22 protein-coding genes, 1 tRNA gene and 1 pseudogene are annotated in these 26,857 nt (G+C 69.9%); 19 read left to right on the top strand and 5 right to left on the bottom strand.

Annotated elements, in window-relative coordinates:
- Nucleotides 1-104: 104 nt before the first annotated feature.
- Nucleotides 105-884: a transposase gene (locus tag ACFCZF_RS35475; RefSeq protein WP_376675137.1), complete on the top strand. Its 780-nt coding sequence runs from the start codon at nt 105-107 to the stop codon at nt 882-884.
- A 319-nt stretch (nt 885-1,203) separates the two neighbouring features.
- Here the strand turns inward: ACFCZF_RS35475 and ACFCZF_RS35470 are convergent, their stop codons facing one another.
- From ACFCZF_RS35470 to ACFCZF_RS35455, 4 genes are all read right to left on the bottom strand, one after another.
- On the bottom strand, nt 1,204-3,351 hold the full coding sequence (locus tag ACFCZF_RS35470; RefSeq protein WP_376675136.1) for a tyrosine-type recombinase/integrase: 2,148 nt from the start codon (nt 3,349-3,351) through the stop codon (nt 1,204-1,206).
- Nucleotides 3,348-3,536, bottom strand: a complete 189-nt coding sequence (locus ACFCZF_RS35465; protein ID WP_376675135.1) for a hypothetical protein — start codon at nt 3,534-3,536, stop codon at nt 3,348-3,350. The genes ACFCZF_RS35470 and ACFCZF_RS35465 overlap by 4 nt, the downstream gene beginning before the upstream one ends.
- Nucleotides 3,533-4,594 (bottom strand): tyrosine-type recombinase/integrase, encoded by a 1,062-nt coding sequence (locus tag ACFCZF_RS35460; RefSeq protein WP_376675141.1) that lies wholly within the window; start codon nt 4,592-4,594, stop codon nt 3,533-3,535. The genes ACFCZF_RS35465 and ACFCZF_RS35460 overlap by 4 nt, the downstream gene beginning before the upstream one ends.
- Nucleotides 4,595-4,867: 273 nt before the next feature.
- The gene (locus ACFCZF_RS35455) at nt 4,868-5,593 is read right to left on the bottom strand and encodes a DUF4241 domain-containing protein (RefSeq protein ID WP_375914454.1); all 726 of its coding nucleotides are present in this window, start codon (nt 5,591-5,593) and stop codon (nt 4,868-4,870) included.
- Nucleotides 5,594-6,254: 661 nt separating this feature from the next.
- On the opposite strand from ACFCZF_RS35455, the pseudogene ACFCZF_RS35450 reads away from it, so the two are divergent.
- Nucleotides 6,255-6,731 (top strand): annotated as a pseudogene (locus ACFCZF_RS35450) (site-specific integrase); the annotation flags it as partial.
- A gap of 211 nt (nt 6,732-6,942) precedes the next feature.
- Here the strand turns inward: ACFCZF_RS35450 and ACFCZF_RS35445 are convergent.
- Nucleotides 6,943-7,014, bottom strand: a tRNA-Arg gene (locus ACFCZF_RS35445).
- 189 nt (nt 7,015-7,203) lie between these two features.
- Between ACFCZF_RS35445 and ACFCZF_RS35440 the strand changes: the two genes are divergently transcribed.
- The 17 genes from ACFCZF_RS35440 to ACFCZF_RS35360 all read left to right on the top strand — a co-directional run bounded on the left by ACFCZF_RS35440 (nt 7,204) and on the right by ACFCZF_RS35360 (nt 26,766).
- Nucleotides 7,204-7,686, top strand: coding sequence for a response regulator (locus ACFCZF_RS35440; protein WP_376675134.1), 483 nt, complete (start codon nt 7,204-7,206; stop codon nt 7,684-7,686).
- Between the two features lie 135 nt (nt 7,687-7,821).
- Nucleotides 7,822-8,904 carry an ArgS-related anticodon-binding protein NrtL gene (nrtL, locus tag ACFCZF_RS35435; RefSeq protein WP_376675133.1) on the top strand — a complete coding sequence of 361 codons (1,083 nt, stop codon included), beginning with the start codon at nt 7,822-7,824 and terminating at the stop codon, nt 8,902-8,904.
- Nucleotides 8,905-8,922: 18 nt separating this feature from the next.
- Nucleotides 8,923-10,314 carry a diaminopimelate decarboxylase gene (gene lysA, locus ACFCZF_RS35430; protein WP_375914462.1) on the top strand — a complete coding sequence of 464 codons (1,392 nt, stop codon included), beginning with the start codon at nt 8,923-8,925 and terminating at the stop codon, nt 10,312-10,314.
- 211 nt (nt 10,315-10,525) lie between these two features.
- Nucleotides 10,526-11,818 carry a homoserine dehydrogenase gene (locus tag ACFCZF_RS35425; protein WP_375914465.1) on the top strand — a complete coding sequence of 431 codons (1,293 nt, stop codon included), beginning with the start codon at nt 10,526-10,528 and terminating at the stop codon, nt 11,816-11,818.
- A 6-nt stretch (nt 11,819-11,824) separates the two neighbouring features.
- Nucleotides 11,825-12,883, top strand: coding sequence for a threonine synthase (gene thrC, locus ACFCZF_RS35420; protein ID WP_375914468.1), 1,059 nt, complete (start codon nt 11,825-11,827; stop codon nt 12,881-12,883).
- Between the two features lie 281 nt (nt 12,884-13,164).
- Entirely contained in the window at nt 13,165-14,094 is a 930-nt protein-coding gene (gene thrB, locus ACFCZF_RS35415; protein WP_376675132.1) for a homoserine kinase, read from the top strand.
- 419 nt (nt 14,095-14,513) lie between these two features.
- The gene (rho, locus tag ACFCZF_RS35410) at nt 14,514-16,625 is read left to right on the top strand and encodes a transcription termination factor Rho (RefSeq protein WP_376675131.1); all 2,112 of its coding nucleotides are present in this window, start codon (nt 14,514-14,516) and stop codon (nt 16,623-16,625) included.
- Complete coding sequence (locus ACFCZF_RS35405; protein ID WP_376675140.1) at nt 16,622-17,941, top strand: trypsin-like serine protease; 1,320 nt, start codon at nt 16,622-16,624, stop codon at nt 17,939-17,941. The genes rho and ACFCZF_RS35405 overlap by 4 nt, the downstream gene beginning before the upstream one ends.
- A 344-nt stretch (nt 17,942-18,285) precedes the next feature.
- Nucleotides 18,286-19,434: an LCP family protein gene (locus tag ACFCZF_RS35400; RefSeq protein ID WP_376675130.1), complete on the top strand. Its 1,149-nt coding sequence runs from the start codon at nt 18,286-18,288 to the stop codon at nt 19,432-19,434.
- Nucleotides 19,435-19,557: 123 nt separating this feature from the next.
- On the top strand, nt 19,558-19,782 hold the full coding sequence (gene rpmE / locus ACFCZF_RS35395) for a 50S ribosomal protein L31 (RefSeq protein ID WP_064729851.1): 225 nt from the start codon (nt 19,558-19,560) through the stop codon (nt 19,780-19,782).
- 108 nt (nt 19,783-19,890) lie between these two features.
- On the top strand, nt 19,891-20,967 hold the full coding sequence (prfA, locus tag ACFCZF_RS35390) for a peptide chain release factor 1 (protein WP_375914483.1): 1,077 nt from the start codon (nt 19,891-19,893) through the stop codon (nt 20,965-20,967).
- A 102-nt stretch (nt 20,968-21,069) separates the two neighbouring features.
- Nucleotides 21,070-21,900: a peptide chain release factor N(5)-glutamine methyltransferase gene (gene prmC / locus ACFCZF_RS35385; protein WP_376675129.1), complete on the top strand. Its 831-nt coding sequence runs from the start codon at nt 21,070-21,072 to the stop codon at nt 21,898-21,900.
- 50 nt (nt 21,901-21,950) lie between these two features.
- Nucleotides 21,951-22,598: an L-threonylcarbamoyladenylate synthase gene (locus tag ACFCZF_RS35380; RefSeq protein WP_375914486.1), complete on the top strand. Its 648-nt coding sequence runs from the start codon at nt 21,951-21,953 to the stop codon at nt 22,596-22,598.
- A complete protein-coding gene (locus tag ACFCZF_RS35375) occupies nt 22,595-23,275 on the top strand; it encodes a protein-tyrosine-phosphatase (RefSeq protein ID WP_375914489.1) in 681 nt (226 codons plus the stop codon). The genes ACFCZF_RS35380 and ACFCZF_RS35375 overlap by 4 nt, the downstream gene beginning before the upstream one ends.
- Before the next feature lie 81 nt (nt 23,276-23,356).
- Nucleotides 23,357-24,613 carry a serine hydroxymethyltransferase gene (gene glyA, locus ACFCZF_RS35370; protein WP_376675128.1) on the top strand — a complete coding sequence of 419 codons (1,257 nt, stop codon included), beginning with the start codon at nt 23,357-23,359 and terminating at the stop codon, nt 24,611-24,613.
- Between the two features lie 130 nt (nt 24,614-24,743).
- Nucleotides 24,744-26,042 (top strand): MraY family glycosyltransferase, encoded by a 1,299-nt coding sequence (locus ACFCZF_RS35365; RefSeq protein WP_376675127.1) that lies wholly within the window; start codon nt 24,744-24,746, stop codon nt 26,040-26,042.
- 289 nt (nt 26,043-26,331) lie between these two features.
- Nucleotides 26,332-26,766 (top strand): hypothetical protein, encoded by a 435-nt coding sequence (locus ACFCZF_RS35360; RefSeq protein ID WP_376675126.1) that lies wholly within the window; start codon nt 26,332-26,334, stop codon nt 26,764-26,766.
- Nucleotides 26,767-26,857 lie beyond the last annotated feature (91 nt).

Genomic DNA, 26,857 nt, shown 5'->3' with positions numbered 1-26,857 from the left:
GTCCGTCGTCCCCATGGGGAATTACGTGACCGCGGGGGTGGGGAATTACGTGACGCAGAACCCGCCCTGCCTGAGGAATTTCATGATCGCTCACACGCAGGGTCATGGCGTTGCCCGATCCGCGATTCAGTACTCCCCGCGTGCTGGGCGTGTACGACTTTGCGATCCGTCGCGGCCAGACCTACTCCACCGTCTTGACCAGCGTCGAAGACCATCGCGTGGTCGACGTGCTCCCGACCCGTGAAGCCGGGCCGCTGGCAGCTTGGCTGGACTGTCATCCCGGCGTGGAGATCATCTGCCGGGACCGGGCGGGTGCCTACGCCGAGGGCGCGCGGCGCGGTGCACCCGGCGCTTTGCAGGTCGCCGACCGGTTCCATCTGTGGCAGGGCCTCGGCCGCGCCGTGGAGACCTGCGTCGCTGCCCACCGCGACTGTCTGCGCACGCCAGCGCCCAGCGGCACGCTGACAGAGGCCACCCGACCGACGTCAGGGGGATCGCAAGACGACGCGGAGCCCGTCGGCCGGCGGGCCTCGCGAAAGAAGGCCGCACACGCCCTGGTCCACGAGATGCTCGCCCAGGGGCACTCGCGCCGGGCGATCGCCCGGCATCTGGGCTGGGGCCTCAACACCGTCCTCCGTACGCGAACGCCTCACGCTGGCAGGACACCATCCGCGAGAACCGGCCCCGGCCCAGCAGACTCGATCCCTACAAGCCCTACCTCGAACGACGATTCACCGAGGGATGCACCAGCGTCACCCAACTCCACGGCGAACTGGTCGCCGAGCAGGCTCCCGTCACCTACGGCATGGTCCGAGCCCACATTGCCACCTTGCGCAGGGACCCGTCCGCCGCACCGCCACGGCCAGCGACCGTACGGCAGGTGACCGGCTGGCTCACCCGCCACCCCGCCACCCTGAGTGAGGAGGACCGCATCGGCCTCAAGGACCTTTTGACCCGTTGTCCGGAACTGGACACGGCTGCCGCACATGTCCGCGACTTCGGCGAGATGCTCACCGACCGCCTCGGCGCCACGCTCCCTGCCTGGATCGACGCAGTCGAAGCCAGCCGGCTGCCCGGGCTCACTGGCTTCGCGCTCCACCTGCGGCGAGACCTCGACGCTGTGATCGCCGGCCTCACCCTGGACTGGAGCTCGGGCAGCGTCGAGGGAGCCGTGAACCGCATCATTCTGTGGAATCAGAATTGTCAAGCTTGCTGTGCTTTGCCCTGGCGGACGTTGAGGATCGGCAGAAGGTTGGCGCCGGCCGGGACGTCGAGCTGCCGGGGTGTCGGCCCGGCCGGGGTGGGGGTGTCAGCGAGTCTGTCGAGGAGGCGGTCAAGTGCGCTCTGGCCGTCGGTGACGGCTGCTTGCTCATCTTCGGTGAGCGGGATCGAGACGGCCATCCTCTGCAAGTTGCCTTTGGCTTGCAGGAGTTGGGCTTTCGTGGAGTCCTTGGGGGTGTAGAAGTCGCAGCGTGCGCAGGCCATGCGGTGCTGGCACTGCTCGAAGAAGGTATAGGTGCAGTAGCCGTGCCCAAGGTCGTAGTGCTGCCAGGGTTCGCCGGTCGCGGCGGCGCCGGAGGCGACCGCGTCGCGGTCGACCAGGACCTCGATGGTGCGGACGTTCCGCTCGAAGTAGCCCGCTTCGGAGTACGCCTTGGACAGAGTGTTCGGTGTGATCTTCGCGTAGTACTGGGTGGATTGCGGAGACCGGTGTCCGAGCCAGGCTTGCAACTCGAACAGCGTCATCGGTTCCTTGGCGTTGTAGAGCTGGCTGGCGATGGTGGTCCGGGCTCGGTGGCTGGTGATGTTCCCGCGGACGTCGGCGTCCGGGACGCCGGCCTTGCGGCAGAGCATCGGGATGATCGTGTTGTTGATGTAGCTGGTGGAGACGCGGCGGGCGCGGACGGCGAACAGCAGCTCGACGTGCTCGCCGGTGCGGCGGTCGGTGAACTTCGGCTGGTCCGGGCGGACGGCCTGCCAGGCGTCGACGGCCTGGCCGAGGATCGGGTCGACCGGCTTGGCGAAGGCGGTGCCGGTCTTGTGGGTCGGAACGTCGAGCAGGCAGACCGCGTCGCGGGCCAGCACCTGTTGCGAGTCGCCCACGATCGAGTTCCCGTCGTGCTGCCACCGAATGCAGCCGAGTCTCAACCGGGCGATCGCGTTGCTGCGTTGGCCGGAGAACAACCAGGTCAGCGTGACCGCGCGGACCAGTTCGAAGGGGTAAAAGTGCCCGGACCGGGTCTGCGGAAGATCCGCAGGGTCGAGGTTGAGACCGGCCCACAACAACTTGGCCCAGATCTCGTCAGCGATCACCCGCGGGTCGGGGCCGAGGAGGGCGGTGATGCTGCGGGGGATCGCCAGAGCGCGTAGTGGGTCGAAGCGGCGGGGCAGCCACTCCCATTCCTGGCAGTCCCGGAAGAAGGTCCGGAGCGCGGCGATCTGTCCGGCCTTGGTGGGCGCCTCCAGCGGCTTGCCGAGCCGGTCCCTGAGGCCGACCGTGCGCTGGACGTAATCGCCGACTTTCATCCGGTCCAGTGCGGCGATCCAGGTCGCGCAGGTCTGCCGGGTCCAGTCGGTGGGATCGGCGGCATCGGGCTGTTCGGCGGCGATCCACCGGCCAACCCGCAGGAGGGTGGAGCGGACGCTGCCGCGGACGCGCGGAGTGAGGGTGGAGGTGTCGTGCCAGCGGTCGGCCCACTGTTCCCAGATCTTGGCGCCGCCGGTGGCCCGTGCCGAGTGGCGGCCGGTGCTCTGCAGTGGTGGATCACAGAAGCCGAGCTCGGCGACTGCCCGCTGCAGAGCGTGCAGGGTATTCAACTGTGAGCCCTCCAGCAGCCGGTCGCGGCGGACCCGGTCGAACAGCGCAGTGTCCATGTCTTCCAGGTGCGGGCTGTGGTTGAGCAGGAACAGCTGGCAAGCGACCGACGGCAGCAGCGTGTCGTCGTCCTGGCCCAGCTGATAGCCCCAGGTGCGAAGGACCGTGCGGATGCGGGTGATCTCGCTGGTGACGCGGTCGCGTCCGAAGATCCGCCAGGACAGTGTGAGGCGTTGAAAGGCGCCGAGCTGGTGGAACTCGTTGAAGGAGCCGAGGAGGTAGGCGTGCGTCGCGAGGTAGGGGCGGACTTCGTCTCCGGCCCAGGCGGGTGCGTGCTGGCGGAACTCGGCCTGGGTGCGGCCGAGTAGACGAGTCCATTCCTGCGTGGTCCAGCCCCAGTAGGTCCGTCCGGTCTCCGCGCTGTGCGTCAGCAGAAGGGCGATCACGTCGAGCATGGCCCGTCGGCGGTGTGGGGTGGGCGGCGAGTCGAGTGCGGCGTTGACCGCCTCGAGCGGACTCAGCAGCCGTGCGATCACGCGCCAGCCCAGTGCGGCCGGGTCTGATACTGCAGCCGGCGCAGATTACGGACACCGTGTTCGCGAACGGCCCGTGCCTCAGCAGGACGGACCGCGAAGGCCGTGTAGTAACGGTCCGGGACGATCGGCCAGGACCAGCGACCCGCGGCGTCCTCGGTGGCGATGACCAACGACGGTGCGGTCATCGCGACACCTCCGCCGTCGCGCGGGCCGGGGCGGTGAGCATCTGTATTCGCCAGGCATGAATGTGGTCCATGCCGCGGGCCAGCTTCTCGGCCAGGTCCCGGCCGGAGAGGTGGATGTATTGAAGGGTGGTGTCGGTGTGACGGTGTCCGGCAAAGGACGCGATCGCGTGCAACTCCCAGCCCATGCGGGCCAGATCTGTCAGACACAGGTGTCGGGTGGTGTGCGTGGGGAACCGCTCGACACCGGAGTCCAGCGCGAGCTTGCGGACCACCTTCGACCAGGTCCACAGGCTCAGTGGCTGGGCGTGATTGCGCCGCGACTCCGACAGGAACAGCGGCCCGCGGGCCCGGCTGATCCGGGCGCGGTGGGCGAGGTAGTCCGAGAGCAGCACCCCCGTCGGTGCCGAGTAGGGCACCACCCGCTCCAGCCGATTCTTCGTCGTTTCCGCCCGTATCCGCAGCGTGCGGTGGGCCGGATCGACGTCGTCGGTCCGCAGCGAGCACAGTTCCTCACGCCGCAGGGCGGCGTCGCAGGCCAGGGCGAGCATCACACGGTTGCGTACCGGCTCGTGTTTAGCGACCTCCAGGACGCTCAGCCAATGCTGTTCGCCGGGAATCCACGGCAGCTTCGTCAGCCGGGGCACCAGGCCGCGCTGCTGACCACCGTCCCGTCGGCCGGGGGTGTAGCGGCCCCGACCGACCGGGTTGGACTCCCGCAGTCCCTCTTCCATGAGGAAGTCGTAGAACAGACGGACCGGCACGAGCCGCTGCTGAATCGTCGCGTTCGCCAGCCCTGCCCCCGAGTCGATCGAGATCACGTTCGCACCCCGGCGGTGCGGCCGCGAGCTCAACTCCCGTACGTAGAGCGCGACATGGGAACGGTTCGCGGCGACCGGGTCGACATCCTCCCGCTCGCACATCAGCAGGTACTCGGCCAGCCCCCGGCCGTACGCGTCGATCGTGCGCGGTGCACGTCCGAGATCAGTCCAGACCGCCAGCCAGGACGCCGCCTGTTCGTGCCGACCGAGCACCGGCCACTTCTCCGTGAGCACCATCATGCCGTTCAAGCCATCTCCCAAGTCCGTGGTTGCACCGGGGAGACATGATCACCCCCAGCAGATTCCACGTAACTTTTAAGAGGATCAAGAGACAGCTCTACGGCCGAGCCGGCTTCCACCTGCTCCGGAAGATGATTCTGCTGCAGTAGTGCCTCGCAGTGGCTATTCGAGGTGCGACTCCCGATACCTTTCCTCAGGCTGTTCCTCCCAGTGAAAGCGGGCAGCCACGTCCGGCTTGCGCGACTTGCAGGACAGGGACAGGCGGCAGCGATGTCATGCTTTGGCATCGGGCATGCCGCTGGTGACGACGATCGCCGCCACGTCGCCGGTCTTCGTGCGGCCCAACCAGACTACGCCGCCCGACTCGGCCCCGAACGTGACCAGATCGGCTTGCTGCGACTCATCGCGTACCCGTTCGCACTCGTCGGCCAGCTGCTCAGAATCGCGCGGGGCAGGGACCCCGTCTATGAACGTGCGAAACGGTGCGGACAAGGTTGTCCACGCGCCTGCATCGGCGAAGCAGCCGACATTAGCATCGGAGAAGAAGCGGGGCTCCTCGCCCGGCTGAAGCCGGGCGAGGACGTCCTCGACACTCAGGCCCATCTCCCATCCGACGACAGGGTCGTCGCTGATGCACAGGCGCGTCGCGGCGCACTCAACACCGTCGACGTGCTCGCCCATGAACTCGTACGGGCCTGCCGTCCACGCGATCTCTACCCGGTAGACGCCCGGGGGAATGCGCACCGCCAGCTCCCGCGGGGGCGTGGTTGGCAGCCCCCTCTGGTACTCCCAGACCTGGTCGTCGTGCCACGGCGCATCGACGACGAGCCGGCCGCTCGGTACGCGGATCGTCGTCAGCTCCTCGATGCCCGTCACGATTACCGGAGTTGTCGGATCGTCGTACACCGTCCCCAGGTGAGCACCGGGCGTGAAAGCCGCCTCCAAGTACCAGGTGGCCTCAGGCCCGGCTGCCAGCCGCGCGTCCCTGACCCACTCCATGTCTCACTCCCTCCTCGCCACCCGGCCGGGCGGTCAACCGAAAGCTACGTGGGCCCGCTGACATCGGCACTTCTTGCATCGTCGCCTTGCTGGCGGGGTCCCTACTGGGAGGCACACCTGTCTGATTTCGCTGTTCGATCCGCTCGCTTCACTTCACCCGTCCTCTTTGCCCTCGGCGCACTGAACGCTTGGTCCGGTCAGGTGGCGGGCGACTACGGCGTGATTCCACCGGACTGTGCGTTTGCGTCTGTGCGGCGGCCTGTTCGGCAAGGACCTATTGCAACGAAGCTACTGTCGTGACCGTGCAGCCCTCGCGCACGTTGCGGCGCACCCGGGAGCTACAACGCGGCACGTGGCCCGGACGCAGGGGTCTCTGAGTGCCTGGCGACATGCAGCCTTGACTGCCTCACGGATGACGGTCTGCTGTAGCTCGTCGCAGGTGTCGCGACTCCGGCCCTGCGCTCATACCGACTGGCTTCCTGACTGCGGTCAGCCCGGCACGCTGCCGCTCCGCCGGATGCGGCGCGCAACATAGCCGATGATCGCCGGTTAGCCAAACCGGCGATCATCCGGAGTATTGATGTTGTTCGCACCGGCTGCTTGGCGGTGGACCTGGAGCGGACAGGTCCTTCCCGGTGCCCAGTTGTCGTCTATTGCAAACCTGCACCGGACTCGGCCGGCGGCGGGCAAGAAGTGGACCAAGACGGGCGCGGTTCACGACGATCGCGGGCTGAAGAACCGGGAGCCGGAAGAGGTGCGGCCCACGCCGCTGCCGCCGCAGCTTGTCGCCATCTGGCGTGAGGGCATCGACACTTTCGGTACTGCCGATGACGGCAGGCTCTTCTTCAACGAGCGTGGCGGCCTTGTGGGCTCATCCACCTATTCGCGGGTTTGGAGTGAAGCGCGGCAGTTTGGCCTACCTCCCGACCTTGTCAATAGTCCGCTCGCCGATCGCCCCTATGACCTACGCCACTCGGCCCTGTCGACGTGGCTGAACGCGGGGGTGGATCCGACCGAAGTGGCCGCGCGTGCTGGTAACACGGTGGAGGTGCTGCTGGCCCGATACGCCAAGTGCCTACACGGTCGCCACGTCGTGGCCAACAAGAGGATCGACGATCTCTTTCGTGAATACGTGTGATCATGATCACATTGAACGCCCCGAAGCTTTGGCTTCGGGGCGTTTGTTATGTCCCGGTTTTAGCGTTGCGTCACGCAGTGTCCGGTCCCGCGTATGTCCCGCAGCGACTGTCATAGGGCTGCTTTTGCTGGCACTTGGCTGCACATGACAGCAGACCCTCTGATCTGGCGTATGGCCTGATCAGAGGGTCTATTTGGCACCTGAACTGCGGTGCCCCCGGCAGGATTCGAACCTGCGCACACGGCTCCGGAGGCCGTTGCTCTATCCCCTGAGCTACGGGGGCGTGTCGGTCGCGTTCGGTGTTGCTCGCGGCGACGGGTAGAACACTACCAGCTCCCCCGGAGTGGTCTGGAACGGGTTTTCGCGGGTCGTGCCGCCTGCCGGGTGTCAGTCGAGGGGGCGTTGTCCCCCGCACGGGGTGGAAGTGGGGAAAACCCGGACGCGGTGGCCGGTCCGGACCTACTCTCGAGTTGTGCCTAGGGCGTCTGGCCGGGTTCTTGTTGTGGACGACAACAAGGTCATCCGGCAGCTGATCAGGGTCAATCTCGAGCTGGAGGGCTTCGAGGTCGTGACCGCGGCCGATGGTGTCGAGTGTCTTGATGTCGTCCATCAGGTGCGGCCCGACGTCGTCACGCTGGACGTGGTCATGCCCCGGCTGGACGGGCTCAGGACCGCCGCCCGGCTGCGTGCCGATCCGCGTACGCGGGACCTTCCGCTCGCCATCGTCAGTGCCTGTACGCAGTACGAGGTCGAGGCCGGGTTCGATGCCGGGGTCGACGCCTTCCTCTCCAAACCCTTCGAACCCGCCGAGCTCGTCGGGCTCGTACGGCAGTTGGTCGAGCGGAGGGGCGGCGGAGTCGGTGCGGGGAGCAGTGAGGGGGCGGGGTCGTCCTCGGCTTCCCGGCCCGGCGTCCTCGGCTTCGCCGGGGAAAGTGAATCGCCCGCTCAGGCCTAATCACCCCGGGGGGGGCCTACCAGACGCGCCCTCACGAACGGTCCGCTGGCCGCGCCCGCGCGGTTTCCGTCCACATCCCGGGACTGCCACAAACCAGTTCGCCTACCCACCCCCCTCCTCCCATACGCTTGACCCGTGACCCCCGTAGAGCTCTCCCGCACCGTGCTGCACGCGGTGCGTCGCGCTGTCGACGCGGGTGAGCTGAACGTGACCGTTCCGGCGCGGGCCGTGGTCGCTCCGCCGGGGCCCGGAGGGTGCGGGGACTACGCCACCGGCATCGCCCTCCAGCTCGCCCGGCCGGCCGGGCGGCCGCCCCGCCGGGTCGCCGAGGTGCTGCGGCCGTATCTCGTGGATGCCGACGGCATCACGGACGTCGTCCTCACCGGGCCGGGGTTCCTCAACTTCAGCCTCCACGGCACCGCGCCCGCCGACCTCGTCGCGGAGATCCTGCGGCACGGGCCCCGGTACGGGTACGCCGGCGGCCCCGGGGGAGGGAGTGGCCGTGTCGTGCAGCTGCACTGCCCCCATGACCTTCGTGCGGTCGTCGTCGCCGAGGCCGCCGCGCGCATCCTGCGCTCGCAGGGCGCCCTCGTCCGCACCAGCTGCGTCGCTCCGCCCGAGCCCGAGTGGGCCGCCACCCTCGGCGTACGCGTCGACGCGGCCGGTCCGGCACCCGCGGAGTTGCCGGTCAACGTCCGGCCCGTCCCGGCCCCCGCCGACCCGCTCCGCCTCGGTCGTGAAGCCGGTCGCTGGGCCCTGCTGCACCCCGCCGCCCACGACCGGCCCCGGATCGGCGACGAGCACCTCGTCCAGCGCGAGGGCAATCCGCTCTTCCGCGTGCGGTACGCCCACGCACGCACCCGCGCCCTCTCGCGCAACGCCGCCGATCTCGGCTTCGCCGCCGAACCCGGTCCCGTGTCGGGCACGGCGCAGGACGGCACAGCGCAGGACGGCACCGCGCAGGATCTTCTCGTCGCCCTCGCCGACCACCCCCGCGTCCTCGCCGCCGCGGCCGAGCACCGCGCCCCCGACCGGCTCGCCCGGCACCTCGTCACCGTCGCCGACGCCGTGCTGCCCTTCCTGCCCACGGTGCTGCCGCGTGGCGGGGAGAAACCCTCGGCCGCCCACCGCGCCCGGCTGGCCCTCGCCGAAGCCGTCGGGGCGGTGCTGGCCGGCGGCCTGTCCCTCCTCGGTATCGACGCACCCGACCACCTCTGAGAGAGCACAGAAGACGCCATGAGCCGTTCCGCACACCCCGCCGGGCCCCGTCACGCCGACGTCCTCCCCGAGGGGCACTACTCCGCTCCGCCCGCCGACCTCAACGCCCTCGACCCCAAGGTCTGGGCCCAGACCGTCGAGCGGGACGCCGACGGAGTCGTCACCGTCGGCGGGATGGCCGTCACGCGGCTCGCCGAGGAGTACGGCACCCCCGCGTACGTCCTCGACGAGGCCGACTTCCGGGCCCGGGCGCGGGCCTGGCGTACCGCTTTCGGAGCGGACGCCGACGTCTTTTACGCGGGCAAGGCCTTCCTGTCGCGCGCGGTCGTGCGGTGGCTGGACGAGGAGGGGCTGAATCTCGACGTGTGCTCGGGGGGTGAGCTGGCCACCGCGCTCTCCGCCGGGATGCCCGCCGACCGCATCGCTTTCCACGGCAACAACAAGTCGCCGGAGGAGATCGAGCGGGCCGTGCGCGCCGGGGTCGGGCGGATCGTGCTCGACTCCTTCCAGGAGATCGTGCGGGTCGCCCACATCGCCCAGTCCCTCGGGGTCCGGCAGCGGGTGCAGATCCGGATCACCGTGGGCGTCGAGGCGCACACGCACGAGTTCATCGCCACCGCCCACGAGGACCAGAAGTTCGGGATTCCGCTGGCCGGCGGGCAGGCGGCGGAAGCCGTGCGGCGGGCGCTCCAGCTGGACGGGCTCGAGGTCATCGGGATCCACTCGCACATCGGGTCGCAGATCTTCGACATGTCGGGGTTCGAGGTCGCCGCCCACCGGGTGGTCGGGCTGCTCAAGGACATCCGCGACGAGCACGGGGTCGAGCTGCCCGAGATCGACCTCGGTGGCGGGCTCGGGATCGCGTACACGAGTGACGACGACCCCCGTGAGCCGCACGAGATCGCCAAGGCGCTGACCGAGATCGTGACGCGGGAGTGCGACGGCGCGCGGCTGCGTACGCCGCGTATCTCCGTCGAGCCCGGGCGTGCCATCGTCGGTCCCACTGCCTTCACGCTCTACGAGGTCGGCACCGTCAAGCCGCTCGACGGTCTGCGTACGTACGTCTCCGTCGACGGCGGCATGTCGGACAACATCCGCACCGCGCTGTACGACGCCGAGTACAGCGTCGCCCTCGTCTCCCGTGCCTCCGACGCCGAGTCCATGCTCGTGCGTGTCGTCGGCAAGCACTGCGAGAGCGGGGACATCGTGGTCAAGGACGCCTTCCTGCCCGGCGACCTGGCGCCCGGTGACCTCATCGCCGTACCGGCGACCGGGGCGTACTGCCGTTCCATGGCCAGCAACTACAACCACGTGCTGCGTCCGCCCGTCGTCGCCGTACGGGACGGCGAGGCGCGGGTCATCGTGCGGCGGGAGACCGAGGAGGATCTGCTGCGTCTCGACGTCGGATGAGGATGAGGATGAGGATGAGGACGGGGGCGGGGTCGGGGTCCGGTGGCGGTCCATGACGGACCATGGCGGTCCGCCACGGGGACGCAAGATCTTTCGTCTTCCGCCCCTGCGAAAATGAAATAAACGTCTCACGATCCGGACGAAAGGCAGAAAATCCCGTCCGGTGCGTGAGACTGGTCCAACCGTAGACGGTATGAGGAAACGAGGTCGGATGATGCGTACGCGTCCGCTGAAGGTGGCGCTGCTGGGCTGTGGAGTGGTCGGCTCAGAGGTGGCGCGCATCATGACGACGCACGCCGACGACCTCGCCGCCCGGATCGGGGCCCCGGTGGAGCTCGCGGGCGTGGCCGTACGGCGGCCCGACAGGGTGCGGGAGGGGATCGACCCCGACCTCGTCACCACCGACGCCACCGCCCTGGTCAAACGCGGGGACATCGACGTCGTGGTCGAGGTCATCGGCGGGATCGAGCCCGCCCGGACCCTCATCACCACCGCCTTCGAGCACGGTGCTTCCGTCGTCTCCGCCAACAAGGCGCTCCTCGCCCAGGACGGCGCCGCGCTGCACGCGGCGGCGGACGAGAACGGCAAGGACCTGTACTACGAGGCCGCCGTCGCCGGCGCCATCCCGCTGATCCGGCCGCTGCGCGAGTCCCTCGCCGGCGACAAGGTCAACCGGGTGCTCGGCATCGTCAACGGGACGACCAACTTCATTCTCGATGCCATGGACACGACTGGTGCCGGGTATCAGGAGGCGCTCGACGAGGCCACCGCCCTCGGGTACGCGGAGGCCGACCCGACCGCCGACGTCGAAGGGTTCGACGCCGCCGCCAAGGCCGCCATCCTCGCCGGGATCGCCTTCCACACGCGCGTGCGCCTCGACGACGTCTACCGCGAGGGCATGACCGAGGTCACCGCCGCCGACTTCGCCTCCGCCAAGGAGATGGGCTGCACCATCAAGCTGCTCGCCATCTGCGAGCGGGCGGCGGACGGGGGATCGGTCACCGCGCGTGTGCATCCCGCGATGATTCCGCTCAGCCATCCGCTGGCGAACGTGCGCGAGGCGTACAACGCCGTCTTCGTGGAGTCCGAGGCCGCCGGGCAGCTCATGTTCTACGGGCCCGGCGCCGGCGGCTCGCCGACCGCGTCCGCCGTGCTCGGCGACCTCGTCGCCGTCTGCCGCAACCGGATCGGCGGCGCGACCGGACCCGGCGAGTCCGCGTACGCGGCGCTGCCCGTCTCGCCGATGGGCGACGTCGTCACGCGCTACCACATCAGCCTCGACGTGGCCGACAAACCGGGCGTGCTCGCCCAGGTCGCGACCGTGTTCGCGGAGCACGGTGTCTCCATCGACACCGTGCGGCAGTCCGGCAAGGACGGCGAGGCCTCCCTCGTCGTCGTCACCCACCGTGCGTCCGACGCCGCCCTCGGCGGTACGGTCGAGGCGCTGCGCAAGCTCGACACCGTGCGGGGTGTCGCCAGCATCATGCGGGTTGAAGGAGAGTAACCAGCAATGACCCACCAGTGGCGCGGAATCATCGAGGAGTACCGGGACAGGCTGCCCGTCTCCGACAGCACGCCCGTCGTGACGCTCCGCGAGGGCGGCACGCCGCTCGTGCCCGCGCAGGTGCTCTCCGAGCGCACGGGCTGCGAGGTCCACCTCAAGGTGGAGGGTGCGAACCCGACCGGGTCCTTCAAGGACCGCGGTATGACCATGGCCATCAGCAAGGCCAAGGAGGAGGGCGCGCAGGCCGTCATCTGCGCGTCCACCGGCAACACGTCCGCCTCCGCCGCCGCGTACGGGGTGCGGGCCGGGATGGTCTCCGCCGTCCTCGTGCCGCAGGGCAAGATCGCGCTCGGCAAGATGGGCCAGGCCCTCGTGCACGGCGCGAAGATCCTCCAGGTCGACGGCAACTTCGACGACTGCCTCACGCTCGCCCGCGCGCTGAGCGACAACTACCCCGTGGCGCTGGTCAATTCGGTCAACCCGGTGCGCATAGAGGGGCAGAAGACGGCCGCCTTCGAGATCGTGGACATGCTCGGCGACGCCCCCGACATCCACGTCCTCCCGGTGGGCAACGCGGGCAACATCACCGCGTACTGGAAGGGATACAAGGAGTACGCCGCCGACGGGGTGAGCACGAAGGCGCCGCGCATGTGGGGTTTCCAGGCGTCCGGCAGCGCCCCGATCGTGCGCGGCGAGGTCGTCAAGGACCCGTCGACCATCGCCACCGCCATCCGTATCGGCAACCCCGCCTCGTGGGACTTCGCGCTCGCCGCGCGGGACGAGTCCGGCGGCGCCATCGACGAGGTGACGGACCGTGAGATCCTGCGCGCCTACCGGCTGTTGGCCTCCCAGGAGGGCGTCTTCGTGGAGCCCGCGTCCGCCGCGTCGGTGGCCGGTCTGCTGAAGGCCGCCGAACAGGGCAAGGTCGACCCGGGGCAGCGGATCGTGTGCACCGTCACCGGCAACGGGCTCAAGGACCCCGACTGGGCCGTCGCCGGCGCCCCGCAGCCGGTCACCGTCCCGGTCGACGCGGCGACGGCGGCCGAGCGGCTCGGACTGATCTGAGTCCGCGCCACTCCCACCGGCGTACGAGGGCGTAAGCGACGTCCAGCCGGAAAAGTCACTTATGGGGGGTGCACAGGGGGCTTACGACACGCATCGTGCGCCTCCTGTGCGCCCTATGTCGCCACAGAACCTTCCTTCGATAGGCTGTACCCGAACCCGCCTGCCGCATATGCCGCTCAGCCGCGCCGGCAGCGGCGGCCACCGGGGTTCCGTACGTCATCGGATGTCAGTCATCGAATGTCATTCGACAACCCACGCAGCTCAAGGAGAGTCATCAAGCGATGGCCGGTCCAGCGTTCCGCGCCGCCGCCGTCCGGGTGCGCGTCCCCGCCACCAGCGCCAACCTCGGCCCGGGCTTCGACGCCCTCGGGCTCGCGCTGGGCTTGTACGACGACGTGGTCGTCCGGGTGGCCGACTCAGGGCTGCACATCGACATCGCGGGTGAGGGCAGCGAGACGTTGCCGCGCGACGAGAAGCACCTCCTCGTCCGCTCCCTGCGCACCGCCTTCGACCTCCTGGGCGGTCAGCCCCGCGGCCTGGAGATCGTCTGCGCCAACCGCATCCCGCACGGCCGCGGCCTCGGCTCCTCCTCCGCCGCCATCTGCGCCGGCATCGTCGCCGCACGCGCGGTGACCACAGGCGGCGAGGCCCGCCTCGACGACGCCGCGCTGCTCGACCTCGCCACCGAGATCGAGGGCCACCCCGACAACGTGGCGGCCTGTCTGCTCGGCGGTTTCACCCTGTCCTGGATGGAGTCCGGCGCCGCCCGGGCGATCAGGATGGAGCCCTCCGATTCCATCGTTCCGGTGGTTTTCGTGCCCGGAAAGCCGGTACTGACGGAGACCGCGCGCGGCCTGCTCCCGCGCAGCGTCCCGCACGTCGACGCCGCCGCCAACGCCGGCCGCGCCGCACTGCTCGTCGAGGCGCTCACCAGGCGCCCCGAGCTGCTGCTGCCGGCCACCGAGGACCGCCTGCACCAGGAGTACCGCGCCCCGGCGATGCCAGAGAGCGCGGCACTGGTGGAACGGCTGCGCGGCGACGGCATCCCCGCGGTGATCTCGGGAGCCGGGCCCACGGTGATGGCACTGGCCGACGCCGACACGGCCGACAAGGTCGAGGCGCTGGCCGGGACGGACTGGGCGGCCAACCGGCTCAGCCTGGACCAGCAGGGCGCGAGCGTCCTACCGCTGGCAACCACCAGCGACATTTAGACGCGGACGGTTGCCGGATTTCGAGAGGGGGAATGTTTGTTGGATCCGGTAGTGTTAACCTCAAGTCTGCACCCGACCCCACCATGGCGAGGTGCCTCGTGTCCCCGTCCGGGACAGACATTCTTCCGGGAGCCCCCCAAGCCGCATTGTGTGCTGGATGTCGTACGTGATCAGTAGATCAGTACGGCCGACACGGACACTGAGCGGCCCGCCGGGCACGTTTCGGAGCCGGTGCGACCACGCCGCATGACACAGACACTGGGTGCCACGGCTAGGGGAAGCGCCATCACCAGATATCTCTTCCGCCGTTCAGGCGGACCACCGCCCCGGCACGGTTCACACAGCAAGAACCGATGCCGGACAGCACAACCGGTCGCCGAGCCAGACAGGCCGACGTCCGCTCCAGGGAAGGACCCTTCGTGAGCGACACCACCGATCTGATGGGCGCACGTGTCGAGGAGACCGCTGCCGCGCCCTCCACGGACGCCTCCGCGCCTGCCACCGGTGCCGGCTCCCGGCGGCGCCGCGGTACCGGCCTCGAGGGCATGGTGCTGGCCGAGCTGCAGCAGGTCGCATCCGGCCTCGGCATCAGGGGCACCGCGCGGATGCGCAAGAGCCAGCTGATCGAGGTCATCAAGGAGGCGCAGGCCGGGGGCGGAGCCCCCACCAAGGCCGCGCCCGCCGCGGCGGACGCCGACGGCGAGACCAAGCCGAAGCGCCGCAGCACCTCCCGGTCCCGTACGGGCGACGAGGCCCCCGCCGAGAAGGCGGAGAAGGCCGGCAAGGCCGAGAAGAAGGCGGACAAGACGGCCGCCGACAAGGCCGCCGCCCAGCAGCAGATCGACATCCCCGGCCAGCCGTCGCCCAAGGTCGCGCCCTCGGCCGACCAGGCCGGCGCTCCCGCCGACGACGCCCCCTCCGAGCGCCGTCGTCGCCGGGCCACCGCCGACGCGGGCAGCCCGTCCGCCGCCACCGAGACGGTGGCCGTCGAGACGAAGAGCGAGCCGAAGGCCGATTCCTCCGCCCAGCAGCAGTCGCAGGGCCACCAGCAGGGTCAGGGCGACGCCCGCTCCGACGGTGAGGGCGGCGAGGGCCGCCGCCGTGACCGCCGGGACCGCGGCGACCGTGACCGCGACCGTGGTGGTGACCGTGACCGCGGTGACCGCGGACGCGACCGCGACCGCCGGGGCAAGGGCGACGACCAGCAGAACCAGGGCGGCGGTCAGCAGCGCCGGCAGCAGGGCGGCGGGCAGGACCGTCAGCAGCAGCGGGCCGACGAGGACGGGGACGACTTCGAGGGCGGCCGTCGGGGCCGTCGCGGCCGCTACCGGGACCGCCGTGCCCGCCGTGGGCGCGACGACATCCAGCAGGAGCCGCAGATCAACGAGGACGACGTCCTCATCCCGGTCGCCGGCATCCTCGACATCCTCGACAACTACGCGTTCATCCGGACCTCCGGCTACCTGCCCGGTCCGAACGACGTGTACGTCTCCCTCGCCCAGGTCCGCAAGAACGGCCTGCGCAAGGGCGACCACCTCACCGGTGCCGTGCGCCAGCCCAAGGAGGGCGAGCGCCGCGAGAAGTTCAACGCGCTGGTGCGCCTGGACTCCCAGAACGGCATGGCGCCCGAATCCGGGCGCGGACGGCCGGAGTTCAACAAGCTCACGCCGCTGTACCCGCAGGACCGCCTCCGCCTGGAGACGGACCCCGGCGTCCTCACCACCCGCATCATCGACCTCGTCGCGCCCATCGGTAAGGGTCAGCGCGGTCTGATCGTGGCCCCGCCGAAGACCGGCAAGACCATGATCATGCAGGCGATCGCCAACGCGATCACGCACAACAACCCCGAGTGCCACCTGATGGTCGTCCTGGTCGACGAGCGTCCGGAAGAGGTCACCGACATGCAGCGGTCGGTGAAGGGCGAGGTCATCTCCTCGACCTTCGACCGTCCGGCCGAGGACCACACCACGGTCGCCGAGCTCGCCATCGAGCGCGCCAAGCGCCTGGTGGAGCTGGGCCACGACGTGGTCGTCCTGCTCGACTCGATCACGCGTCTGGGCCGTGCGTACAACCTGGCGGCCCCGGCCTCCGGCCGCATCCTGTCCGGTGGTGTCGACTCGACCGCCCTGTACCCGCCGAAGCGCTTCTTCGGTGCGGCCCGCAACATCGAGGACGGCGGCTCGCTGACCATCCTCGCCACCGCGCTGGTGGACACCGGGTCCCGCATGGACGAGGTCATCTTCGAGGAGTTCAAGGGCACCGGCAACGCCGAGCTCAAGCTCGACCGGAAGCTCGCCGACAAGCGCATCTTCCCGGCGGTGGACGTCGACGCGTCCGGCACCCGTAAGGAAGAGATCCTGCTCGGCAGCGAGGAGCTCGCCATCACCTGGAAGCTGCGTCGCGTGCTGCACGCCCTCGACCAGCAGCAGGCGATCGAGCTGCTCCTCGACAAGATGAAGCAGACCAAGTCGAACGCCGAGTTCCTGATGCAGATCCAGAAGACGACTCCGACGCCCGGCAACGGCGACTGAGTCGCAGCCGCCCCACTCCGGCGCGGACCGAAGTCCCGCCCCGTCACACAGGTGACGGGGCGGGACTTCTGCCTTGTAGGATCAGCGCACTGCAGTGGGGGGAACGTATTTTCGGATACGGTGACCTCGCGGTGCTGACGCTGACCGAGGCGCTGCCGTACAAGACGCTCCGGCCGACGTCGAGCGGCGACACCGCCTCCTACGCCAACGGCACCCCGGCGACGGTCTACGGCTGGGGGCGCACCAGCTCCACCAGCCAGGACATCTCGCCGACGTTGAAGAAGGCGACCGTGCCGATGCGTTCGGACGCCGCCTGCTCCTCGTACTGGGGCTCCGACTTCGTGGCCGGTCAGATGGCCTGCGCCGGCGACCCGGCCTCCGGTCAGGACGCCGGTACGGTCTCCCCGTGCAACGGCGACTCCGGCGGCCCGCTCGTGGTCAACGGCCGGATCGCCGGTGTCGTGTCCTGGGGCGTCAAGGACTGCGTCGCGTCGGGTGCCTACGGCGTCTACGCCAAGACCCGCTCCTACGTCGGCGAGGTCAACGCGCGCGTCGACGACACCGACCTCGACTTCGACGGTCTCGCGGACCTCTTCGTCCGCACGCCCGGTGGCAAGGCCTACGAGTACTACTCGCTCGGCAACCGGCGGCCCTACCTGGGCGGCCGCGTCGAGCTGGGCGACTGGAGCGGGCTGAGCCTGGTGCGCCAGGCCGACCTGGACCGCGACTTCCGCCAGGACTACCTGTACCGCACCCCGGACGGCGTGCTGTACACCTTCGCGTTCAACGGCGACGACCGCTACGAGTCGATCCGTGTCGGCGGCGGCTGGAACGCGATGAAGGACATCCGCGTCCCGGGCGACCTGTCCGGTGACGCCCTGCCCGACCTGGTCGCCAAGGACAAGTACGGCGTCCTGTGGCTCTACCCCGGCAAGGGCAACGGAGTGTTCGGCACCCGGGTCCGGATCGGCGGCGGCTGGGCCAAGTACACGATCACCGGCAAGGGCGACTACAACCGCGACGGCAAGTCCGACCTGCTGGCGCGGGACGGCTCCGGCGTTCTGTGGCTGTACCCGGGCACCGGCAAGGCCTCCCCGGCGCTCGGCGCCCGGAGCAGGGTCGGCGGCGGCTGGTCCGTGTACAACGCCTTCGCCACCGCCGGTGACGTCACCGGCGACGGCAGGCCCGACCTGCTGGCCCGGGACAGGTCCGGGGTGCTGTGGATGTACAAGGGCACCGGCGGTACGGGTTCGGCGACGTTCAAGACCCGCAGCAGGGTCGGCGGCGGCTGGGGGGCGTTCAACCTCTTCGGCTGATCACGCCGGGACCGGCCGATTCCGTGCCAGGGGCCGCCTCCGTCCAGGGGGCGGCCCCCGCGCGTTGCGATCTTCACCACATGAGCCGGTGCCGCCACCGTCCGTGGGTACCCGGACGAGCGTCGGCGGATTCCCAGGTCAACGCCGCGAGTACGTACACGCCGAGTACGTTCCGTGACCATTTCCCCACCCGGCCGCCACAGACCGTTGTGCAACCCTGTCCCGAGTTCCGCCGTCTCAGCTACGGAGGGACGATGGTGAGGTACCGGCGGAAAACCGCCGGAGCCGACCGACCCGACCCTGAGCGCAGGGGGTAACCGACCGGACGAACACCCGAGGAGCACATGTCCGCCGAGAGCACGCCGGATCCCGCGATACCCGGCCCCGGGGAGTCCCGCACCGCCGACTCCCGCCGCCGGGGCAAGGGCCGCCGCCGCAGGCCCCGCGCCAAGCGGCGCAAGGCACTCCTCGTCGCGGCCTGGAGCGCCGCGGGCATCGTCGTCCTGGGCGGCACCGGAGCCGGGGTCCTGTTCTTCAAGCTCAACGGCAACCTCACGAGCCTCGACATCGACCAGGCGCTCGGCACCGACCGGCCCGAGAAGGCCGACAACGGCTCCCAGAACATCCTCGTCCTGGGCTCGGACACCCGCTCCGGCGGCAACAAGAAGCTCGGCGGCGGCGCCGACGACGGCACCGCCCGCTCCGACACGGCGATGGTCGTGCACGTCTACAAGGGCCACAAGAAGGCCAGCGTGGTCTCCATCCCGCGCGACACCCTCATCGACCGCCCCGAGTGCACCGACACCGACGGCGGTGAGCACCCCGCCGCCGACGACGTCATGTTCAACTCCGCCTACTCCACCGGTGGCGCCGCCTGCGCCGTGAAGACCGTCGAGTCGATCAGCGGCCTGCGCATGGACCACTACCTGGAGGTCGACTTCAGCGGCTTCCAGAAGCTCATCGACGACCTCGGCGGCGTCGACATCACCACCACCGAGGCGATCAAGGACCCCGACAGCCACCTCGACCTGCCGGCCGGCACCCACACGCTCGACGGCGAGCAGGCCCTCGGCCTGGTCCGCACCCGGCACGGCGTCGGCGACGGCTCCGACCTCGGCCGCATCCAGCTCCAGCAGGCCTTCGTCAAGGCCCTGGTCGACCAGGTCAAGGACATCGGCCTGCTCGGCAACCCCAAGAAGCTGTACGACGTCGCCGACACCGCCACCAAGACCGTCACCACCGACTCCGACCTGGGCTCGGTGAACTCCCTGATGTCCTTCGCGAGCGGCCTCAAGGGCATCGGCCCGGACAGCATGAACATGGTCACCATGCCGGTCGTGTACGACCCGGCGGACCCGAATCGGGTCCTGCTGGAGGAGACCAAGGCGGACCAGGTCTGGAAGGCCCTGAAGAACGACAGGCCGATCCCCGAGAGCGCCACCGAGGGAACGGCGACCGGTGGGGCGAAGGGCGTCGTGAACGCCGCGGAATAGATGACGGCAGCCCCCGGTTTTGGGAGTAGACCCCAGTCCTGGCAGACTGGTACGTCGGCTCCGGTTCACGCTCCCGCATCCCGCGGCGGCGACCCGGCGCCCTCCCGAACAGTAGGAGACACCTTGAAGCGCGACATCCACCCCGAGTACGTCGAGACGCAGGTCAGCTGCACCTGTGGCGCGTCGTTCACCACCCGCAGCACCATCGAGTCCGGCACCGTCCGGGCCGAGGTCTGCTCCGAGTGCCACCCGTTCTACACGGGCAAGCAGAAGATCCTCGACACCGGTGGCCGCGTGGCCCGCTTCGAGGCCCGCTTCGGCAAGGCTTCCGCCGGCTCCAAGAAGTAGCGAGCCCCCAATCGCCGGTCCACGGCCGCGCCCCCAGCCGGGGGAGCGCCGGGACCGGCGTTTTTGGTCGCCCGCCTTCCCCTTCCCAAGCAGTAGCAGGAGCCCAAGATGTTCGAGGCCGTCGAGGAACTCGTCGCCGAGCACGCCGACCTGGAGAAGAAGCTCGCCGACCCGTCGGTCCACTCCGACCAGGCCAACGCGCGCAAGCTGAACAAGCGTTACGCCGAGCTCACCCCGATCGTCGCCACGTACCGCTCCTGGAAGCAGACGGGCGACGACATGGAGACCGCGCGCGAGCTGGCCGCCGACGACCCGGACTTCGCCGCCGAGGTCAAGGAACTGGACAAGCAGCGCGACGAGCTCACCGAGAAGCTCCGCCTCCTGCTCGTCCCGCGCGACCCCAGCGACGACAAGGACGTCATCCTCGAGGTCAAGGCGGGCGCGGGCGGCGACGAGTCGGCGCTCTTCGCCGGGGACCTGCTGCGCATGTACCTGCGCTACGCCGAGCGGGTCGGCTGGAAGACCGAGATCATCGACTCCACCGAGTCCGAGCTGGGCGGCTACAAGGACGTCCAGGTCGCCGTGAAGACCAAGGGCGGCCAGGGCGCCACCGAGCCGGGACAGGGCGTCTGGGCGCGGCTGAAGTACGAGGGCGGGGTGCACCGCGTGCAGCGGGTGCCCGCGACCGAGTCCCAGGGCCGTATCCACACCTCCGCGGCCGGCGTGCTGGTCACGCCCGAGGCCGAGGAGATCGACGTCGAGATCAACCCCAACGACCTGCGCATCGACGTCTACCGGTCCTCCGGCCCCGGCGGCCAGTCCGTCAACACCACCGACTCCGCCGTGCGCATCACGCACATTCCCACCGGAGTCGTCGCCTCCTGCCAGAACGAGAAGAGCCAGCTGCAGAACAAGGAGCAGGCGATGCGTATCCTGCGCTCCAGGCTGCTCGCGGCGGCGCAGGAGGAGGCGGAGAAGGAGGCCGCGGACGCCCGGCGCAGCCAGGTCCGCACCGTCGACCGCTCCGAGAAGATCCGTACGTACAACTTCCCGGAGAACCGCATCTCCGACCACCGCGTCGGCTTCAAGGCGTACAACCTGGACCAGGTCCTGGACGGCGACCTCGACCCGGTCATCCAGGCCTGCGTCGACGCGGACTCGGCGGCCAAGCTCGCCGCCGCGTAGACGCCCCCGCACCACCCGCACCGGACAACAGCTCAGCCCCGGAGGACCAGCGTGCAGCAACATCACGGGGGGCGACCCCCGAACCCCCGCAGAGTGCTGCTCATGGAGGTGGCCCAGGCCACCCAGCGGCTGGCCGACGCCGGCGTGCCCTCGCCGCGCACCGACGCGGAGGAACTCGCCGCGTATCTGCACGGCGTCAAGCGGGGCGAGCTGCACACCGTGCCGGACGCGGACTTCGACGCCCGGTACTGGGAGGTCGTCGCCCGCCGTGAGGCGCGCGAGCCGCTCCAGCACATCACCGGCCGCGCCTACTTCCGCTACCTGGAGCTCCAGGTCGGCCCCGGCGTCTTCGTGCCCCGCCCCGAGACCGAGTCCGTCGTCGGCTGGGCCATAGACGCCGTACGCGCCATGGACGTCGTCGAGCCCTGCATCGTCGACCTGTGCACCGGTTCGGGCGCCATCGCGCTCGCGCTCGCGCAGGAGGTGCCGCGCTCGCGCGTGTACGCCGTGGAGCTGTCCGAGGACGCCCTCAAGTGGACGCGCAGGAACATGGAGGGGTCCAGGGTCGAGCTGCGCCAGGGCGATGCCCTGACGGCCTTCCCGGACCTCGACGGCCAGGTCGACCTGGTCGTCTCCAACCCGCCGTACATCCCGCTCACCGAGTGGGAGTACGTCGCTCCCGAGGCCCGCGACCACGATCCCCAGCTGGCCCTGTTCTCCGGCGAGGACGGCCTCGACCTGATCCGCGGCCTGGAACGCACCGCGCACCGTCTGCTGCGCCCCGGCGGCGTGGTCGTCGTCGAGCACGCCGACACCCAGGGCGGCCAGGTGCCGTGGATCTTCACCGAGGAGCGGGGCTGGGCCGACGCGGCCGACCACCCCGACCTCAACAACCGCCCCCGCTTCGCGACGGCCCGCAAGGCGCTGCCGTGAGCACCGCCCTGACTTCAACCCCGCAGTACGTGTACGAGGAGGCCCGCTAAATGGCACGGCGATACGACACCAACGACGCGACCGACCGTGTGACCGGTCTGCGCGAGGCCGCGTCCGCCGTCCGCCGTGGCGAGCTCGTGGTGCTGCCGACGGACACCGTGTACGGCATCGGCGCCGACGCGTTCACCGGGGAGGCCGTCGCCGACCTGCTGGACGCCAAGGGCCGGGGCCGCAACATGCCCACGCCCGTCCTCATCGGCTCGCCGAACACCCTGCACGGCCTGGTCACCGACTTCTCCGAGCTGGCCTGGGAGCTGGTCGACGCCTTCTGGCCGGGCGCGCTGACGCTGGTCGCCAAGCACCAGCCGTCCCTCCAGTGGGACCTCGGCGACACCCGCGGCACGGTCGCCGTCCGCATGCCGCTGCACCCCGTCGCCATCGAGCTGCTCACCGAGGTCGGCCCCATGGCCGTCTCCTCCGCCAACCTCACCGGCCACCCGGCGCCGGAGGACTGCGACGCCGCCCAGCAGATGCTCGGCGACTCCGTCTCCGTCTACCTCGACGGCGGCCCCACCCCCGGCAACGTCCCGTCGTCCATCGTCGACGTGACCCGCGAGGTGCCCCTGCTGCTGCGCGCGGGCGCGTTGTCGGCCGAGGATCTGCGCAAGGTGGTACCCGACCTCGAGGTGGCGAATTGACGGCCCCTGGGACGGGGCGTGGCATAGGCAACGGGGAACGCGCCGCGGAGATCACGACGACGTTCGTCGGTCTTCCGCGCGACAGCTTCCGCATCCTCCACGTCAGCACCGGCAACGTCTGCCGCTCGCCCATCACCGAGCGGCTGACCCGGCATTTCGTGACGGAGCGGCTCGGCGTGCTGGGCGGCGGCCTCATCGTGGAGAGCGCGGGCACCTGGGGTCACGAGGGCGCGCCCATGGAGGCGAACGCGGAGGCCGTCCTCGCGGACTTCGGCGCGGACGCGGCCGGCTTCACCGGGCGTGAGCTGCTGGACGAGCACGTGATCCGCGCCGACCTGGTGCTGACGGCGACGCGGGACCACCGCGCCCAGGTCATCTCCATGGGCCACTCGGCGGGACTGCGCACCTTCACCCTCAAGGAGTTCACCCGCCTGGTGAACGCCATCGACCCCGCCACGCTGCCCTCCCTGGACGAGGGCGTGGTCGCGCGTGCGCGTGCCCTGGTGCGCGCGGCGGCGGCTCTACGCGGGTGGCTGCTGGCACCGACGGCGGAGGCGGACGAGGTGTACGACCCGTACGGTGCGCCACTGCCGTTCTTCCGGTCGATCGGGGACGAGATACACCAGGCGCTCGATCCCGTGGTGACGGCGCTCACGGGGGTACCCACGAGGACGTGAAGGGCGCGACGGCCGAGCGCACCGCCGGTGCCGGGCCTACATTGGTCGTACGTCACCGTCGACGCACGCCCGGAGCGCATCATGTCGGTCACCCACGACATCCTTGAGGCCGATGACAGCACGCTCGGGGTCCTGCTGCGCCAGGACCCCCAGCTGGCCGAGATCCTGCTCGCCGAGAGCCGCCGGCAGTCGACCACCCTCCAGTTGATCGCCGCCGAGAACTTCACGTCCCCCGCCGTGCTGGTCGCCCTCGGCTCCCCGCTGGCCAACAAGTACGCCGAGGGCTACCCGGGCGCCCGGCACCACGGCGGCTGCGAGATCGTCGACGTCGCCGAGCGGCTCGCCGTCGAGCGCGCCCAGGACCTCTTCGGCGCCGAGCACGCCAACGTGCAGTCCCACTCCGGCTCCTCCGCCGTGCTGGCCGCCTACGCCGCGCTGCTGCGCCCCGGCGACACCGTCCTCGCGCTGGGCCTGCCCTACGGCGGCCACCTCACGCACGGCTCACCGGCGAACTTCTCCGGCCGCTGGTTCGACTTCGTCGGCTACGGGGTGGACGCGGAGACCGGCCTGATCGACTACGACCAGGTGCGCACCCTGGCCCGCACCCACCGCCCCAAGGCGATCGTGTGCGGCTCGATCGCCTACCCCCGCCACCCCGACTACGCGACCTTCCGCGACATCGCCGACGAGGTGGGCGCCTACCTCGTCGCGGACGCCGCCCACCCGATCGGTCTGGTCGCCGGGGGAGCGGCGCCCAGCCCGGTGCCGTACGCCGACGTCGTCTGCGCCACCACGCACAAGGTGCTGCGCGGGCCGCGCGGCGGCATGATCCTGTGCGGGAGCGAACTGGCCGAGCGGGTCGACCGGGCCGTCTTCCCGTTCACCCAGGGCGGCGCCCAGATGCACACCATCGCCGCCAAGGCGGTCGCGTTCGGCGAGGCGGCAACCCCGGCCTTCGCCACGTACGCCCATCAGGTGATCGCCAACGCCCGCACCCTCGCCGCCCACCTGGCCGCCGAGGGACTGGTCGTCACCACCGGCGGCACCGACACCCACCTGATCACCGCCGACCCCGCCCCGCTGGGCGTCGACGGGAGAACAGCGCGGGGCCGGCTCGCGGCGGCCGGGATCGTCCTGGACTGCTGCGCCCTGCCGCACGCCGACGCCCGCGGACTGCGCCTGGGCACGGCGGCCCTCACGACGCAGGGCATGGGGGAGCGGGAGATGCGGGCGGTGGCCACCCTGCTCGCGGAGGTGCTCCGGGGCGGCACGGACGCCGCCGCGGCACGGGACGACGTACGGGATCTGGTCACGGAATTCCCGCCCTATCCGGACTGAGCCGGGGTAGGCGCACGCACATGCACAGCCACACGTGCAACCATCGTCGCTACCCGGAAGTCCCCAACCATATGCGCGCATCGCTAGGGTGGTGGGCCGGGAATGGCCAGCGAGACCTGTGGGGAAGCCCGTGCGTGAATACCTGCTGACGCTCTGCGTCACGGCCGCGGTGACGTATCTGCTGACAGGGCCGGTACGCAAGTTCGCGATCGTGGCGGGGGCGATGCCGGAGATCCGGGCACGTGACGTGCACCGGGAGCCCACTCCGCGCCTCGGCGGGATCGCGATGTTCTTCGGACTGTGCGCGGGCCTGCTGGTCGCCGACCACCTCACCAACCTCAGTGAGGTCTTCGAGAACTCGAACGAGCCGCGGGCCCTGCTCTCCGGCGCGGCCGTGATCTGGCTGATCGGCGTCCTGGACGACAAGTTCGAGATCGACGCCCTGATCAAGCTCGGCGGGCAGATGATCGCCGCCGGCGTGATGGTGGTGCAGGGCCTGACCATTCTGTGGATTCCCCTCCCGGGCGTCGGCAACGTGGCGCTGACCCAGTGGCAGGGCACCCTGCTGACGGTGGCGCTGGTCGTCATCACCATCAACGCGGTCAACTTCGTGGACGGCCTCGACGGTCTCGCGGCCGGCATGGTGTGCATCGCGGCGGCGGCGTTCTTCATGTACGCCTACCGGATCTGGTACTCGTACGGCATCGAGGCGGCGGCGCCCGCCTCACTGTTCGCGGCCATCCTGATGGGCATGTGCCTGGGCTTCCTGCCGCACAACATGCACCCCGCCCGGATCTTCATGGGCGACTCGGGGTCGATGCTGATCGGCCTGGTGCTGGCGGCGGGCGCGATCTCGGTGACGGGGCAGGTGGACCCGGACGCGATGCGGCTGTTCTCCGGGTCCGAGCGCAACACCGTGCACCAGATGGTGCCCGTCTACATCCCGCTGCTGATGCCGCTGACCATCATCGCCATCCCGGCCGCCGACCTGATCCTGGCGATCGTCCGGCGCACCTGGCGCGGCCAGTCGCCGTTCGCCGCGGACCGGGGGCATCTGCACCACCGGCTGCTGGAGATCGGCCACTCGCACAGCCGCGCGGTGCTGATCATGTACTTCTTCTCGGCGCTGATCGCGTTCGGGGCGCTCGCCTACTCCGTGAACGCCGCGTCCATGTGGATCGTGCTGAGCGTCGTCTTCCTCAGCGCGATCGGCCTGGTCCTGCTCCTGCTGCCGCGCTTCACCCCGCGCGCCCCGCGCTGGGCGGAGCGCTTCGTGCCGCCCCGGTACCGCCGCCGCAGGGCGGTAGCGGTCGTCGAGGCCGAGCCCACCGTGGCCGAAGCAGAGACGGACGAGGCACACGAGCGTGTTCCCGTCGCCGCGGGCGTCAACGGGGCTACCGCCATCGGCCCCCGCTCGCGCGCAAGGTAAGAATCTGACTAGAGCATTGCCAAGTCGTGGGGGAGCGAAGTACCCCATTACCAGACAAGTGGGTGTCGTAATTGCTCAGACGCGCACTGTCACTCTCATGTGTGACAGTAAGCACACCCGCAGGTAAAGAGCTCATCAAATAGTTTGTGATACGGTTCACGAGAACCCCCGGGTAGAGCCTAAGGACCGTAGTGCGACGGTCTCTTGGGCGCGAAGACCCCGTTCGGCCCGGGACTACGCTCGTCCATGACGACACCTGCCCCCTGTGTGTGAAAGCGGAGTTGCCGCCATGCCGTCCAATGACGTCCGGATCCTGCTTCAGGCTGCCGTGCCCACGGCTGCCGTCGGCGCGGTAGCCGCCGTCGTCAGTGCCGTGGTCGCCGGCGGCAAGGGCGCGGTGGGTGCCGTCGTCGCGACAGCGGTGGCGATGCTCTTCATGGGGATCGGTCTCTACGTCCTGCAGCGCACCGCCAAATCGCTTCCGCACCTTTTCCAGGCGATGGGCCTGATGCTCTACGCGGCACAGATCCTGCTGCTGTTCGTCTTCCTCGCCGCGTTCAAGAACACGACGTTGTTCAACCCCCGGTCCTTCGCGATCACCCTGGTCGTCGTCACACTCGCGTGGATCGCCGCGCAGACGCGCGCCCACATGAAGGCCAAGATTCTCTACGTCGAACCCGACTCGTCGAGCGAAAAGCCCGAAAAGACGGGCCACTCGTCGTGAGGGGTAGGGCCGGGATAAAGAGGCATGTGAAGTCCTGCTATCGTCCGGTGCCAACTGCGGCATCGCGGGCGCGGGCATCCCAGCTGACGCC

Origin of the sequence: Streptomyces sp. NPDC056296, from assembly GCF_042268605.1 — a bacterium.
Classification (GTDB): Bacteria; Actinomycetota; Actinomycetes; order Streptomycetales; family Streptomycetaceae; genus Streptomyces.
The sequence above is the reverse complement of the archived record's forward strand: the minus strand, read 5'-3'. Positions and strand labels throughout refer to the sequence as shown.